2 protein-coding genes and 1 pseudogene are annotated in these 17,672 nt (G+C 50.5%); 2 read left to right on the top strand and 1 reads right to left on the bottom strand.

All coding sequences use genetic code 11. The features are described 5' to 3' along the window. Positions 1–359: 359 nt before the first annotated feature. Positions 360–17,153 (top strand): non-ribosomal peptide synthetase, encoded by a 16,794-nt coding sequence (locus EV586_RS01705; protein ID WP_132943340.1) that lies wholly within the window; start codon positions 360–362, stop codon positions 17,151–17,153. 118 nt (positions 17,154–17,271) lie between these two features. On the opposite strand, the gene EV586_RS21775 is transcribed toward EV586_RS01705, so the two are convergent. After that, positions 17,272–17,448, bottom strand: a complete 177-nt coding sequence (locus EV586_RS21775; RefSeq protein WP_132943341.1) for an integrase core domain-containing protein — start codon at positions 17,446–17,448, stop codon at positions 17,272–17,274. Between the two features lie 69 nt (positions 17,449–17,517). Between EV586_RS21775 and EV586_RS01715 the strand changes: the two are divergent. After that, a pseudogene (locus EV586_RS01715) lies at positions 17,518–17,622 on the top strand (RidA family protein); the annotation flags it as partial. Positions 17,623–17,672: the final 50 nt, after the last annotated feature.

Genomic DNA, 17,672 nt, shown 5'->3' on the forward strand with positions numbered 1-17,672 from the left:
CAAGAATTGAAGGTGCCCGTCGAAGGACGGGCTCTTGTTAGGAAAACGATTGAAAACAAGTACATCATCATACAACAAACCAATTGTACCAAAAATTTCCGCGGATATTAAAGCGAATTTGATGGATGTATCATAATTTTCAATTCTCGAATTATGGCGCCTGAGGCTTTCCTCGGGCATTTTATTTTTCACAAAACGGAGTGGGATTTCCAGAATTTCATTAAATAAATTACTTTCTTTGTGAAAATATATTATTAAATTTTGGAAGATATGGTATTATGATAACTGAGTTTATGGAATTTCTAATTTTGGAGGTTTATAGAAATTGTCTATGAGACGGATGAAAGGATTGACCTGCGATGGGAAAAATTAGCACCAAACAGGAAGTGTATGCCTTTCCGGCCTCACTCGCTCAGCAGCGGTTGTGGTTTTTGAATCAAATAATTGAGGATCGCTCCGCTTACAATTTACCAGCAGCTCTCCGTTTTCGTGGAGACTTGAACGTGGATTGCTTGGAACGCAGTCTGGATGAGATTGTAAGACGACATGAAACACTTCGTACCAGTTTTGAAATCGTTGAAGATCAGTTGATGCAGATGGTTCAAGACAAGGCAGAGTGGAACTTAGAGGTCGTTGACTTGTGCCACCTCCTGTTGAGCAATCAAGAAGAGCTGGTATTGAGCATGGCTGCAGAGGAAGCAAGACGGGTATTTGACCTCAGTGCAGGTCCATTGTTGCGAACAACTTTGCTGAAGTTACGACCTGATGAACATGTCTTGCTGATCACGATGCACCATATCGTGTCCGATGGCTGGTCGGTGGAAGTATTTATGAGCGAGTTGATGCGACTCTACGAAGCATTAACGACCGGACGTCCTATTCCGTTATCTGAACTCGAGTTTCAATATGCAGATTATACTCATTTTCATCATGAGTTCATCGAAAGCGAAGAGGTGGAGAATCAGGTTGCTTATTGGAAGGAGCATTTATCGGGTCGATCAACCGTGTTGCAATTGCCGACCGATCACCCTCGACCGTCACGTCAGAGTTACAAGGGGGCAACGGTACCTGTAATCGTACCGCCGAAGCTGACGGACCAATTGAAAGAGTTGTGCAAGCGCGAGGGCGTTACATTGTTCATGGTGCTTCTGGCCGCCTATCAAGCTCTGATATATCGACATACAAGACAGGAGGATATTTTGGTCGGCTCGCCGTACGCCAACCGAGACATGGAAGAAGTCGAGGGGATGATCGGCTTATTCGTCAACACGTTAGTTTTTGCGAGCCGCATTGATGAGGAGACTCAGTTCTCCGACTTATTGCTTCAAGTGCGTCAATCGACAATTGATGCAATGAAGAATCAAGAGGTGCCGTTCGAACGTTTGCTGGAAGAGTTAAAAGTGGAACGAGAGATGAGTCACTCCCCGATTTTCCAAGTCATGTTCGCGATGCAGAACTCATCGCTTGCTGCTCTGCGTTTGCCAGGGGTGGAGATCGAAGTTCTGCCTGTGGAGCGCGGGACGGCTAAGTTCGACCTGTTGCTGGACTTTGCTGAAGTGGAGGGGGCGCTTGTCGGGACGTTGGAATACAGCACCGATCTGTTTGAGCATCAGACTGTTGATCGGATGTCGAAGCATTTTTGTATTCTGCTTGAAGGGGCCATTCAGAATCCGAATGCCTTGATCACCGAACTGCCCATGCTAACTTCTGCGGAAGAACATCAGTTGCTAGTCGAATGGAATGACACGAAACGAAAGTATGAACTTGCGAATGACTGTTTGCATGAACTGTTCGAAAAACAGGTGGAACGCAACCCGGACTCGATTGCAGTTACTTTTCAGGGAAACAACTGGACGTATCAGGAGTTAAACAGGCGCAGCAATCGTCTTGCACATCGTCTCCAACGGCTAGGTGTTGGTTCAGGTACGTTTGTCGGTGTTTCGATGGAGCGTTCCTTGGAACTGGTTGCTTCTTTGCTTGCCATTCTTAAGACAGGGGCTGCGTATGTTCCTCTTGACCCGGAACTTCCGACTGACCGTCTGTCCTATATCCTCAAAGATTCGGCGGTACAAGTCTTGATAACGGAGCGCAGAATTGAAGAACGTATTCAGGAACTTGACGTGCCGCGCCTCTTTGTGGGTGAAATGTGGGAGGAGTTGGAGAAGGAGAGCGAGGCCAATCCGAGCGTTGCCAGTTCATCGGAAACCCTCTGCTACATGATTTACACATCGGGTTCAACAGGTAGACCCAAAGGAGCTATGAACGCCCATCGCGGGGTGGTGAACCGTCTGCTATGGATGCAGGAAACGTTTCAGTTGACTGCGGAGGATCGCATTCTGCAAAAGACACCCTTTGGCTTCGACGTGTCAGTATGGGAGTTCTTCTGGCCGTTGATTACGGGAGCCCGTCTGGTTATGGCGATTCCGGAGGGGCATAAAGATCCAGAATATTTGACACGAATGATAACGGAAGAAAAAATCACAACGATACATTTCGTTCCCTCGATGTTGTATATGTTTCTTGAGAGTGACCAGGTGGAGGCATGTACAAGCTTGCGCACTGTGATCTGTAGCGGCGAAGCGTTGACTTTTGAACTGCAAGAGAGATTTTTTGAACGGCTTGATGCCGAATTGCACAACTTGTACGGTCCAACGGAGGCAGCGATCGACGTCACTCATTGGGCTTGCCAAAGAGAAAGCGAGCATCGTGTTGTCCCGATTGGTCGTCCCGTGGCGAATACGCAATTGTACATCCTGGATCCACATCTGAAAGCGGTGCCAATTGGCGTAGCAGGCGAATTGTATATCGGGGGCGTTCAGGTTGGGATCGGTTATCATGGCCGTCCAGATTTGACAGAACATTCGTTCCTGCCTGATCCGTTTCGTAACGAACCGGGGGCTCGCCTTTACAAGACGGGCGACTTGGCTCGATACCTGAATGACGGCACGATCGAATATCTGGGACGGGTCGATTTCCAGGTAAAGATTCGAGGTTTTCGAGTTGAGTTGGGGGAGATTGAGGCATTGCTTGATCGGCACCCGCAAATTGGACAATCGGTGGTGACTGCATTTGAGGAGGATGGTCACAAGCGGTTGATTGCCTATGTGGTCGTGGAGAAGGAGGCAGTTTCAGAAGACGATCTGCGGAATTACCTTAAGCAACAGTTGCCAGAATATATGGTACCTAGCGCTTGGGTGATGATGCAAAGCCTGCCGCTGTCGCCCAACGGTAAAATCGATCGTCGCTCCTTGCCGAATCCGATCCTGATTCACACGCAAAGAGAACGGGTGGCACCCCGTAATGAGGTTGAGCAGAAATTGGCTGACGTATGGGGGCAAGTTTTGCACATCAAACAAGTGGGCATCGATGACAATTACTTCGAAGTTGGCGGAGATTCGATTCGCAGTATCCAAGTGGTGGCGATGGCGAAAAAGAAAGGTCTTGTGATAACGCTTCGGGACATATTGGCCTGTCAAACGATACGCGAGTTGGCGCTCGTTGCAACCAGTATGGCAACAGATGAACCTGAAGCGGCATCCATGGAGCCATTTGCGCTGATCTCATCTGAGGATCGTCTACGACTGCCGGAGACAGTTGAAAATGCGTATCCACTTACGAAACTTCAGGAAGGGATGCTGTTCCACAGCTCATTCGACCCTGATTCGTATCTCTATCTAAATTTGATCAGTGTGCACCTTCGCTCGATGTTCGACCAAGAGGTGTTTGAAAAGGCCTTGCGTTGGATGGCAAAACGCCACCCCGCGTTCCGTACTTCCTTTGATCTGATCGGAAATGAGCAGCCGCTTCAACTGATCCATCGGGATGTTGCAGTCAATTTGCATGTTGAAGATTTGCGAAATCTTACAGATGCGGAGCAGCAGGAGCACTTGAAAAATTGGCTTCAATCGCAGCGCGGACGATCTTTCGACTGGGCACAGGCACCTTTGATCCGTTGTACGGTACATCTGCGCGGCGATGACCGTTTCCAATTCACGTTGAATGAACATCATGCCCTCTATGATGGGTGGAGCATGTCTGTTTTGTTGGTCGAATTGTTTAACACGTATTTTTCGTTACAAAACAAACAACTGTCTGAACGAACTGACCTGCCGTGGCTGTTTCAAGAGTATGTTGCTTTGGAAGGGCTGGCGTTGCAATCTGAAGAACAACGAGGTTTTTGGAAAAGCTGGTTGGACGGGGCACAAATCACCAAGCTGCCGCGCTTGACGAATGCTCCAGCTCAGAAGGCTCGGGTAAACATTTGTCATCGGGTGCGCCATTTTTCTGAAGAGTTTTCTAAGCGTCTCAAGGACATCGCCCATCTGGCGGGAACGCCGCTGCGCACCGTGTTGTTTGCAGCTCACCTGCGCGTCCTGAATCTCATCAGTGGTCAGAACGATCTTGTAACCGGCGTTGTGAATAATGGACGACCCGAAGTAAGAGAGTCTGAGAAGGTGTTGGGGCTGTTCCTCAATACGTTACCGTACCGTGCACAGCTGGATGGCGGTACATGGCTCGATCTGATTCGGCAATGTCTTGACTTGGATATGCGCGTGCTGCCATTCCGCCGTTATCCGCTTGCACAGTTGCAAGTAGACCACGGTGGTGAAGCATTGTTCGAGACTGCCTTTAACTTCACACATTTCCATGTGTTGCAATCTGTACTGGGGATAGAAGGGATGGAAGTGCTGGATGTTGTGCAGTATGCGGACACCAACCTGCCTTTCCTCGCGGAGTTCAGCCAAGATCTCTTTACGTCTCAAGTGAAGCTAAGTTTGCAATGGGATATGTCTGAATTTGATGAACAGATGATCGCACGCATGGAAACCTACTACGCTAATGTGCTGGAACAGATGGTTCGCGATCCAGAGGCTCGTTATGAACAGGTTTCTCTGTTGTCAGCGGAGGAATCGGACGATGTGTTCCATCATTGGAACGATACTGATGCATCACTAGAAATAGAGTGTTTACATCAATTGTTCAGTGCCAAAGTGCCGCAGTTCCGAGACAAAATTGCTGTGAAGGCACCGATGCGTACGCTTAGCTACGAGGAATTGTATCACCAATCAAATCGAGTAGCACATCTTCTTCGTGAGCAAGGGGCGCAACCCAATCGATTGGTCGCCGTCATGATGGAAAAAGGCTGGGAGCAGATTGTCGCAGTTCTTGGCGTGTTGCAGGCGGGGGCTGCTTACTTGCCAATCGATCCAAGTCTGCCTCGCGAACGAATTCGCTATCTCATAAGTCAAAGTGAAGTTGAATTGATCTTAACTCAATCTTACGTTATGGAAAAATTCGGCTTGTTGACGGACGTTACGACATTTTGTATTGATCAGGAGGAATTGTTTGCCGGATATTCGATCGAGCCGCCGATACAAGTACATGGATCTGATGACCTTGCCTATGTCATCTTTACCTCGGGTTCGACCGGTGTTCCCAAAGGGGTGATGATCACTCATCGTGGAGCGGTGAATACGATTTTGGACATCAATAATCGATTTGGTGTGACGGAAAAAGACAGTGTGCTCGCCATGTCTATGCTGGAATTCGATCTGTCTGTGTATGACATCTTCGGATTGCTTGGTGTTGGAGGCACGATCGTGTTCCCTGACGCGAAGCAGATGCACGACCCGGCTCATTGGTCCGATGTTTTGTTGCAGGAACAGATTACACTATGGAACTCTGCGCCCACGATGATGAAGATTCTGGTCGATCATCTGAATCAAACCGGCGCAAGCTTACCGTCTTCCATGCGGCTCGTGTTGCTGAGTGGTGACTGGATTCCGATCACGTTGCCCAAGCAAATTGTTCAATTCGTGCCGGCCGTGCAAGTGGTCTCCCTTGGAGGGGCCACCGAAGCGTCGATTTGGTCGATTCTCTACCCGATCGGGGAGATCCGTCCGGAGTGGAGCAGCATTCCTTATGGACGTCCGATGCGCAATCAGAAGTTTTATGTTTTAGACCAGGCTCTGCAACCTTGCCCGGTCGGAACTCCTGGTGAACTCTACATCGGAGGAACTGGCCTCGCCATCGGGTATTGGAAGGATGACGAGAAGACTCGCCGTAGTTTCATCCAACATCCCCAGACTGGAGAGCGTCTCTATCGTACAGGGGACATGGGGCGCTATCAGTTGGACGGAACGATTGAGTTTTTAGGGCGTGTCGATTTTCAAGTGAAAATTCGCGGTTTCCGCGTTGAGCTGGGAGAAATTGAGACTGTCCTTTCCAAGCACGATTTGATCTTGGAGACGGTTGTCGTAGTACGGGAGGACGAACCGGGAGATCGACGTCTGGTCGCCTATATACAACCCTTGCAAGGCGCAGAGATCGAGCCGGCCGATTTGCGTATGTTGGTGCGTGAGGCATTGCCAAACTATATGGTTCCATCCGCCTTTGTCTTTTTGGAACAATGGCCGATGACGAACAATGGGAAGCTGGACCGTAAAGCCCTGCCGGCACCGGAGATAGCTGGCCGCAGTTCGACTCATGAATTCGTAGCGCCTCGAAACGAACTGGAGGAACAACTGTCTGAAATTTGGACAGACGTCTTGAAAGTTGAATCGGTCGGCATGTTCGATAATTTCTTTGACATCGGTGGGCATTCGTTGTTGGCCATGCAGTTGATGACCCGCGTTACCGAAACGTTCCACGTACAGTTGCCGTTGCGTACCATGTTCGAGGCACCGAGCGTCGCGGAGTTGGCAGACAAGATTCGCCATGCAGGCTCTTCCGAAGAAGAGAGCGTGACGATCGCTCTGGTTCCGCGCGGAGAAGGCTTGCCGCTGTCTCCTGCGCAAGAGCGTCTGTGGTTCCTTGAGCAATTGGAGGAAGAAGGGAACTCGGCGTATCACATTTCGGACGCGGTACGGATTGCTGCGCCTTTAGAGCTCGATGTTTTGCAAAAGAGTCTCAATCTAATTGTGAGCCGCCACGAAACCCTTCGAACATCCTTCCGAGCATTCGAAGGAACTCCTCAGCAGTTTGTTGAGGAGCGTGACATTCCGATTCGCTTCTTCGACGTTCGGGATATCCCCTTGCAAGTACGGGAGCAACGGATCAAAGAGCTGGCCAAGGAAGATGCACAGACTAGGTTCGATTTAGAACATGACCCGCTCCTGCGAATGTCTGTTCTGCGTGAGGCGGATGAGGAGTACCTGTTGGTACTGACGATGCACCACATCATCTCCGATGCTTGGTCGATGGGCATTTTTATCACTGAGTTGTTGCATGCCTACGAATCGATCCTTGGGGCTCAAACTCCCACATGGCCAGACTTGTCGGTGCAGTACGCTGACTATGCTTCATGGCATCGCGAATGGCTGAAGGGCGAGCAGGTGTCGGAGCAACTGGAGTACTGGAAGAGAAAGTTAGGCGATCGTCCGACTGTCTTGGAGTTGCCAACAGACCACCCGCGGCAACCCGTACGCTCCACCCGGGGGCGAAGTGAGATGTTCAATGTGTCGAAGCAGGTCGTGGACAGATTCGCTGAACTGGGTCAGAAGGAGCAGGCGACCTTGTTTATGACGATGCTCACCGCCTTCAAGGTATGGCTGTACCGTTATACGGGTCAAGCAGATCTTTCGGTGGGTACTCCGATTGCCAACCGCAGTCGATTGGAGTGGGAAGGGCTGATCGGTTTCTTCGTTAACACATTGGTCATTCGAACGTCATTGTCTGGCAAGTTAAATTTTGGCGAGATCGTATCCCAAGTGCGTGAAATTGCTTTGGAAGCCTATTCGAACCAGGACGTTCCGTTCGAGAGATTAGTTGAGGACTTGCAACCGGAACGCAATTTGAGTTACACTCCGCTCTTTCAAGTCATGTTTGTTTTGCAAAAGGATATCGTGGGGGAAACCGACTCTGAACATTTGACACTGACACCGCTTGGTGCGGTGGAAACTGAGACATCCAAATTCGACTTGACGATGGTACTCACCGAAACGCAGCAAGGATTGTCCGGCGTTTTGGAATACAGCACTGATCTATTTGAAGAGAGCACCGTGAAGCGCATGGTGAAGCATTTTAATACATTGCTTGAAGCAATTATCTTGCACCCGGATCTGCCGATTGAGCAGATATCGTTCATGTCTGCCGAGGAGACTGACTGGCTCCTTGCTGTTGCAAAGGGGCGAGAGATAGAACACCAGCCGGGTGTAATGCTGCATCAGATGTTTGAACGGCAAGTGGAGAAAACCCCGGATGCAGTGGCGGTTGCAGCAGGTTTGGTTTCTCTTACGTATCGAGAACTAAATGATCGCGCAAACCGTTTGGCTCACTACCTGCGCAGAATAGATGTGACTCCTGATGAACCGGTCGGTTTGTACATGGAGCGCTCGCCGGAGTTAGTGGTGGCGATTTACGCAGTCCTCAAAGCGGGCGGTGCTTATGTCCCGATCGATCCGACCTATCCAGAGGAGCGGATCACCTACATGTTGCAGGAAGCTAACGTTCGTGTGCTGTTGACGCAGGACGATCTCCCGAAGGGAGAAGAGTGGACTGCTGTGGAGCATCTGATTCAACTGGATGCAAAGCTGGCTTGGTTGCAGGATGAGAGCACCGACAACCCGGTGATCACAAATTATGAAGAGGACCTTGCGTACATCATTTATACGTCTGGTTCCACCGGAAATCCGAAGGGTGTCATGATCGAGCACCGTGCGCTCCGCAACCATATGGTGTGGATGCAGCGTCAGTTTACTTTTACGTCCCAAGACGTCATCTTGCAGAAGACACCTATCAGTTTCGACGCATCGGTGTGGGAATTCCATGCACCGTTACTCTGCGGAGCCCGATTGGTGCTTGCTGATCCGGATTGGATGCAGGATTTGTCTTCCTTGGTCGAGGTCATAAATCGGGAGGCAGTGACCGTGCTTCAAGTGGTCCCGTCGCTCTTGATTGCCTTGCTTGCCGATTGCTCGCTTGATTCCTGTTCCACGCTGCGACACGTGTTCTGTGGCGGTGAAGTGCTGACCTCCGAACTAAAAAAGCGTTTCTACGCAAGCATGAATGCTGAGTTGCACAATCTGTATGGTCCGACAGAGGCATGCATTGATACACTTTGGTGGGATTGCGACGATTCGGACGAGGAGTTTGTCGTTCCGATCGGTCGTCCCGTAGACAATGTACAAGCCTTGGTGTTAGACGATCAAATGCAGTTGGTGCCAATTGGAGTTCCCGGCGAATTGTACCTTGGCGGTATCTGTCTCGCGCGCGGCTACTTGAACCGTCCGGATTTAACAGCGGAAATGTTCGTCCCGAATCACTTTGGTGAAGGGCGCTTGTACAAGACCGGAGACATGGTGCGTATTCGTGAAAACGGAACGCTACTTTATCTGGGGCGTCGCGACCATCAAGTGAAGATTCGTGGTTTGCGCATTGAACTTGAGGAGATTCAATCTGAACTCTTAGCTTGCGAAGGTGTGCAGGAAGCAATTGTACTCGTGCGGGAGGGTCGCTACGGCGATCCGCTGATTGTTGCGTATTTCGTTCCGTCAATCGAGGGAATTCGGACGGCTGCACTGCGTGAGTCGCTACGATTACGTTTGCCGGAATACATGATCCCCAACAAATTTATGCAACTGGAGGCGCTGCCGCTTCATTCTAACGGCAAGATTAACCGAAATGCACTGCCCGTTCCTGATTTTGATCCCTTGGAACGAACCTATGAAGCCTTGCGCACCGATACTGAAAGACTTGTTGCCGCAATATGGTTCGAGGTGCTGGGTGTAGAGAAGGTTGGCCGTCGCGACAGTTTCTTTGAATTGGGAGGACATTCGCTGTTGGCTGCGAAACTGCGTGCGCGCTTTCTGAAGAAGCACGGTATTGATTTCCCGCTGCGGACCTTGTTCGACAAGACGACCGTGGAGTCATTTGCAGCATACCTGGATGAGCAATTCATAAGCACAGACGGATACGAAAGGATCGAAGGGGTTGCGCGCGAACCTTACATGTCGCTTTCGTTCGGTCAAAGGCGCTTGTGGTTCTTGGAACAGTTTGAGCCAGGCACCGCAGCGTATAATATGCCGTCTGCCTTGCGGATACACGGTAGTTTGGATGCTGGAGCGTTGGAGCAAAGTTTTGCGGTCGTGATGTCAAGACATGAAGTCTTGCGTACACAGTTTGTTGTTGTCGATCATGAACCTAAACAACAGATCCTCGCCGACGTGGAGGTACCGTTCCGTTACTTTGATGTAAGTGACCAAACCGCAGAGGACCAGAATGAGTTTATTTTGCGCATGGGGCAAACGGAAGCGGCGATGCCGTTCGACTTGGAACAAGCGCCTTTGTTGCGCATTGTACTCATCCGGTTAGATGAGCAGGAGCATGTGTTGTTCATCACGCTGCACCATATCATTTCGGACGGGGTATCGAATGAATTGTTCATCAGAGAGTTAACCGCGTTGTACCAGCAATTTGTGGAGGGAACGGATGCGAATATCCCGGAGTTGCCGATTCAGTATGCCGATTATTCGCACTGGCTGCGCGATTGGATGCAAGGAGATGTCATGGAACGGGACCTTGCTTATTGGAAGCAGCAACTTGAAGGTCCGTTGCCCATCCTGCAATTGCCGACCGATCGACCGCGCCCGGCTGTGCGAACCAGCAAAGGGAAATTGCTTTCGTACAACTGCAGCGAAGTGCTATATGAACGTCTGATGGAGATGAGTCAGCGTGAGGGAGTCACTTTGTTCATGAGTTTGTTGACCGCCTTCAAAACGTTGATGTATCGCTATACAGGGGAGGAGGATCTAGTCGTTGGCACCCCCATTGTCAATCGTGATCGCCCTGAAATTGAATCTCTGATCGGATTTTTCGTCAACACGCTTGCCATCCGTACAAGCGTGCATCCTGACCTGCGTCTCCGGGAAATGCTGGCACAGATGCGAAACACGATGGTAGATGCATATACGCATCAGCACTTGCCATTTGAACACCTGGTAGACTCGTTAAACGTCGAACGCCACTTGAGCCATACTCCGCTCTTCCAGGTCATGTTTAATCACTTGAATGAAGGGGAACAAGTCCTGAATCTGTCCGATTTGCGTTTTGAGCGGATCGAACAGGAGATAACAAGCACTAAATTCGATCTTACTCTCTATGCCATCGAAGGGGCGGGGGGTATACGTTTTGAGCTTTTGTACAATACGGATTTGTTCACTGAAGAGCGCATGCATGAACTGATGGCTCAATATGTACAAGTGCTGAAGTCGATGGTTGAAGACTTGGAGATGAATCTCATTGAAATTGACTTGGTGACGGACAGCGCCAAGCGTGTCTTGCCCAACCCGAAAGAATCTTTGGCAGCCGCACCGCAGATTCCGATACATGATGGTGTGATTGAGCAGGTCAAACGCGTACCGAATCATGTTGCCATCATAGATGGTAAACGCTCATGGACGTATGAGCAATTGCATTACATCAGTAACGGTATGGCCGCAGACTTGTTGGGTCATGGGATCGGCAGAGATTCGGTGGTCGCAATTTATGCGGATCGAAGCGCAGAGTTAGTGGCAGCGATGCTTGCGGTCCTGAAGATCGGCGCTGCGTTCGTGATCTTGGATGCGACCTATCCGGCTGCGCGTATCATTCAATATTTGGAAGAGGCTGCTCCGCAAGGGTGGATCTCTTTACGGCCGGGTGAGGATGTGCCAGCGGAGTTGAGGTCTTACGTGCAGGGGCAAGCCTACTTGTGCCAGATGGAGATCAACGACGCACTTGTGATGAACAAACTGATGGCCCCGCTTATGGAACTGCCGGTTCTCGAGCTTTCGGCAAGCGATGTAGCGTATATCGCGTTTACCTCAGGAACGACAGGAACACCGAAAGCCATCTGCGGCACGCATGCGCCTGTGTCCCATTTCCTCAACTGGTACCTGCCGACATTCAAGTTAAATGAAACGGATCGGTTTAGCATGTTGTCGGGACTGGCTCATGACCCGCTGCTGCGCGATGTGTTTGCACCGCTATGGCTCGGCGCAACCTTGTGTATACCGGACCCATCGCAGTTCGGGGAGCCGGACTGGTTGGTGGACTGGTTACTACAATCTGAAATCAGCGTGACTCATGTCACGCCTGCGATGTGCCGACTGATCACCGAGTCACAGCCGAATCGCGGTTCTGCGTTCGTGAATCAACGGTTGCGCTATGCGTTCATAGGTGGCGACCGCTTAACGCTGGATGTAGTGGAGCGACTGCGTGGTCTCGCGCCTGAGGTTCGCTGTATCAATTTCTATGGCACTACTGAGACGCCGCAGGCAATGGGCTGGCATGAAGTCGATCAGTTGGAAAGCCATCAAGAGGAGGCTCGATTGGAATGGATCTCTGTGGGGCGGGGGATTGATGATGTTCAGTTGTTGGTCTTAAACAAAGACTGGCAGTTGGCCGGTATTGGTGAACCGGGTGAACTTTTTGTTCGAACACCTTATCTATCCCAAGGGTATCTTAACGCAACAGATGAGACGACCAAACGCTTTGTACGGAATCCGTTCACGCAACTAGAAGGAGATCGTCTCTACAAAACGGGTGACTTGGGATACTATCGTCCTGATGGAACGGTAGTCGTGGTTGGACGTGCGGATCGCCAAGTCAAAATTCGTGGCTTCCGGATTGAAACGGCGGAAATTGAAGCTGTACTGAAGGAGTCTCTTGTTCGTGATGCGTTTGTGTTGGAGCGAACCGTCGAAGGTCTTGATTCGGAACTGGTGGCGTACGTCGTCTTGCATGACGAACTGGAAGAATGGAAGCGACAGATCTTTGATGGGCTTTGGCAGCGACTCCCTGACTATATGGTGCCGAGGTACTTGGTACGATTGGATGCTCTGCCGTTGACTCCCAATGGGAAGATCGACGCTGCTTCTCTGCCAGATCCTGTGCAAGAGGAGCTTGGGGCAACAGAGTATGTCGCTCCGCGAACAGAAGTGGAGGCCAGGATTGAGAAGGTTTGGGCAGAGGTCTTGCGTCTGGAGCATGTCGGAATGTATGATCGTTTCTTCGAACGGGGCGGCAATTCATTGCTGGCGACTCAAGTGATCGTGCGTATTCGTGAGCAGTTCCAGGTAGACCTGCCATTGCGCAATCTGTTTGAGCATCCCACAGTGGCCGGGCTGGCCGAGCAGGTTGAGTTACGCCTGCATAAGAAGTCGCCGCAACAAGACATCCCACTTGTACCCGTCGTACGAACAACGAATGAATTCGACTTGGCAGATACACAGCGCCGGATGTGGTTTTTGTATCAGCTGGACCCGAGCAGCGCTGCGTACAACATTCCTGTACTTGTGCGTATTGTGGGTTCGCTCAACAGGGAAGCTCTGATACAGAGTACGAATGAGATCGTCCAACGTCATGAAATTCTTCGAGCTCAGTTTTATGTTCGAGATGGCCGTCCAGTGCAAACGTTCCGAAAAGGGGCGGATGTTCAGTTTGATGTGATCAACTTGGTGGGTGTGGATCAGGCAGAAAGAGAAGCGCGGGCTGAGTTGCTCATTCACGAAGAGGTCCAGCGTCCATTCGATCTGTCCAAAGATTTACTAATCCGTGCCAAGTTGGTACAAATAGCGTCTGAGGAACACATCGTGATCGTTACCATGCATCACATTGTGGCAGATGGTTGGTCAATCGGCCGCTTCATCGGCGAGTTGAGTATCCTGTACAGAGCAAGGATTGATCAAAAAACTCCAGATTTGCAGGAACTGAGCGTTCAATATGCGGATTACGTACATTGGCAACACCAATGGTTGCTCAGTGAGGGGTATACGAATCAGTTATCTTACTGGCAGCAACAGTTAGCTGGTGCGGCGACGACTCTTGAACTGCGCACCGATTTTCCACGTCCGGCGATGCAGACATTCCGCGGTCAAAGAATAAACTTCCATCTGTCGCCAGAGTTGACTGCGGGCATTACGATGTTGGGTTATCAATCGGGAACGACGCTGTTTATGACATTAATGGCCGCATTCCAATCGTTGCTCTACCGTTATTCGGGGCAGTTGGATATACTGACCGGCTCACCGATTGCGAACCGTACCAAGCCAGAGTTAGAAGATTTGATTGGCTTTTTTGCCAACGTGCTGGTGTTCCGCACCGATCTGTCAGGGAATCCGAGCTTCCGCGAATTGCTGGGCCGTGTTCGCGATGTGGCATTGGAGGCATACGCTCATCAGGATTTGCCTTATGAGCGATTGATCGAACATTTGCCAATCGAACGCGAATTAAGCCGCAATCCGTTGTTCCAAGTGATGTTTGTTCTGCAAAATGCGACGTTGCCTGAGATTGATTCGGCTGGCGTTACGCTGAGCGGACTTCAGGTTGAGCGTGGTACAGCCAAGTTCGACATTACGCTCACCATGATGGAGACGGAGGCAGGGATGATTGGCGAGTGGGAGTACAATGCAGATCTGTACGAGAATACGACAATGCAGCGCATGGTCACTCACTTCATCACTCTGCTGGAAGGAGTGGCGACCGATCCGGACCGAACTATCAGCGAGTATCGGTTGCTTGATGAAGCAGAACTTTATTGCTACATCAAGGAGTGGAACGCAACTGACGTCCCTTTCCCGGATGACAAGTGTGTTCACCATCTGTTCGAAGAACAAGTGTTGCGAACTCCGGACCATCCGGCCGTCGTATTTGGCGCCTTGGAGATTACGTATCGGGAACTGAATGAGCGCGCCAATCAGTTAGCACATCATCTCCTAGCGCTGGGATGTGGCGCTGACCAAATCGTGGGTGTGTTGATGGAACGATCTATCGACTTGGTTGTGGCTCTGCTTGGAATATTGAAGGCAGGAAGCGCCTATCTCCCGATCGACCTGGAAGCACCTGAACTCCGGATACAGGAACTGCTTGAAAGTGCCAACGCCACCGTCTGTGTAACCCAACAGCATCTTCAGGGCAAATTGCCCGTGGGTGTGACTGGAGTTCAAGTCGACGCGGACTGGACAAACATCGAGACGTATCCGACAGATACGCCCGCAACCTCGGTAACTTCCGAACATTTAGTGTCTGTGTACTACACTTCCGGCTCTACCGGAAAGCCAAAAGGGGTAGCGAATGTACATCGCGGGTGGGTGAATCGCTTCTCATGGATGCAACGGAAACATCAACTGCAGGAGCGCGAGACGGTTTTGCACAAGACGACGCTCACATTCGACGATTCGGCGGTTGAAATCTTCTGGACCTTGGCATATGGGGGACGAATTGCCGTTCTCGAAAAGGGAGAGCACCGTGATCCTCGGGCCATTTTGGCGGCGGCAATTGACTATCAAGTGGCTGTTTTGCAGTTTGTTCCGAGTATGCTGGGCTTGGTGCTGGATCTTGTCACACCTGAACATCGTGAACAATTGGCGAACCTGCGTGTTGTCGTTTCCAGCGGGGAGGCGTTGCGTCCGGAGCTGGTTCGCAAATTTATGGATCGGATGCCAGGCGCGCTGCAAAATTCTTGGGGTGCGACTGAAGTGTCGATTGACTCAACGAACCACACTTGTACCGAGCAGGATCTCCAGGGACACGACTATATATCGATTGGGAAACCTTTTGACAACAACAGGATTTACATCCTGGATCAGTTGCGACAGCCTGTGCCGATCGGAGTCGAGGGTGATATCTATATTGCCGGGGCAGGTCTGGCACGTGGATATTTTGGTGATCCCAAACGAACCGCGGAATCGTTCATCCCAGACCCATTCGTTCCGGGTGAAAAGATGTATTTCACGGGGGATCGCGGCTTGTATCGTGCTGAAGGATCCATTATCTTCCTGGGTCGCAAGGACGATCAGGTAAAAGTTCGAGGCATGCGTGTGGAACTGGGTGAGATCGAAAGTACACTGGACCAGCATCCCTTCGTACAAAGTTGCGTGCTCACGATCCGAAGCCTCGACTCAGGGGACAAGCAGCTTGTTGCTTATGTAGTCCTGCATAATGGCTGCCAAGTACAACCGGGTGAACTGCGTGATTTTCTCAGGGCGCGGCTTCCAGAGTATATGGTGCCTTCTTATGTCGTGATCATGGGCATGTTGCCGTTCACCCCGAATGGTAAGATAGATCGCCGTGCTCTGCCGAACCCTGATGAGCAAGACTTTGAGAGTGGGGTGGCTTATGTCGGTCCGCGTGATCGAATTGAATATGATTTGGTCACGGTGTTCTCTGAATTGTTCAATGGCATTCAGGTGAGCGTAAAAGACTCTTTCTTCGACTTGGGCGGGCACTCGTTACTCGCCGTACGGGCTGTTGCCAGACTGGAAAGTGAACAAGGCTACACCTTGCCGTTGTCGGCCTTCTTCCAACACAACAGCGTAGAGGAACTGGCAGTTCTCATCCGTAACGGAGGGGACGCTGCTCAAGGTTCACATCTGCTGCCACTACAGACCAAGGGCTCGAAAGTTCCCTTCTTCTGCGTACACCCTGCACTCGGTACGTCTATGGTCTACTTGGAAATGGCTCGATTCCTGGAGGATGATCAGCCGTTCTACTGCTTCCAGTCAAACGGACTAGAAGATGATGAGGAGTCAGACAAATCGATTCAAGAAATGGCGGAGAGATACATTCGTGAGCTGCGTCATATTCAGCCAGATGGACCTTATCGAATTGGCGGGTATTGCATGGGGGGCCTGATCGCATACGAGATGGCGCAACAGTTGAGAGACCAGGGGCAGGAAGTTGAGAAGTTGATCATGATCGATACGCTGGCGCCGGAAATTGCTACCCAGCATTCGTTCTCCAGCCAGTGGGAGTTTGCTCTATGGGTGGCGCAAGCTCAAGCCGATCTGTACGGAGTGACTTTCCCAGACTTGTCCTCCTTCAATGAAGTGCCTTATGAGGAGGCGCTTGCGCATCTGTTAGACCTTGCGAAGCAACACCATGTGCTGCCAAAAGACGTCAGTCTTGCACAATTCCAAAGGTTTCTGAAAGTATATCGGGCGAACGAAGATGCGGAATATGCGTATCAAGTGAAGCGATATCAAGGAACCGTTACCTTGCTAAACGCGGCTGACCAGCCGCAACGCTTGCAAGACTACCCTTATTTCAATTGGGAGAAATGGGTAGATGGTTACATTGAATTTGAAATCGTTCCCGGGGACCACAATACCATGATGATGTCGCCAAACGTTCAAACGCTTGCGACAAAGCTCAATAAGCTTCTCGGGAACAACTAAAAAGCAGTATTCTTAAAAAAGCTCCGCACCCATGATCTGCTCCCTGTCAAGTAGACAGGAATGAAACAAGCCTCAATTGAATGGAGCTTACGCAACCATAGTTCGGTATGCTACCGGACTATGGTTTTTTAATCGATGCTGGAATCGCTCGTGGTTGAAAGGATCTATAGCGTCGTATCGCTTTATGCACCGCTTGATCGTTATAAAAATCGTTCAAGTATAGACATTCAGCTTTGAAATGTCCCCAAAAGCTCTCGACGTAGGCATTATCCAAACGATTACCTTTTCTCGACATACTGGAGATCACATTGTGTTTCTGAAGAAAGCGATGATATTGATATCACAACGTCGTGGAGTTGTTTTTTATATCAATCCTGTGAGTCCGCCAGCCAGCTCAGCGGTTGAAGTTCGAAAGCTCATCAGGGATGACCTGTTGATCGAGATCGAGGCGATTGCCGTTGGCAGTTGACAGAGACTCATAGAAAAAGGCCTTGGCGCATGCGCCAAGGCCTTTTGTGT

This window comes from Tumebacillus sp. BK434 (assembly GCF_004340785.1).
In the GTDB taxonomy this organism is placed as follows: domain Bacteria; phylum Bacillota; class Bacilli; order Tumebacillales; family Tumebacillaceae; genus Tumebacillus_A.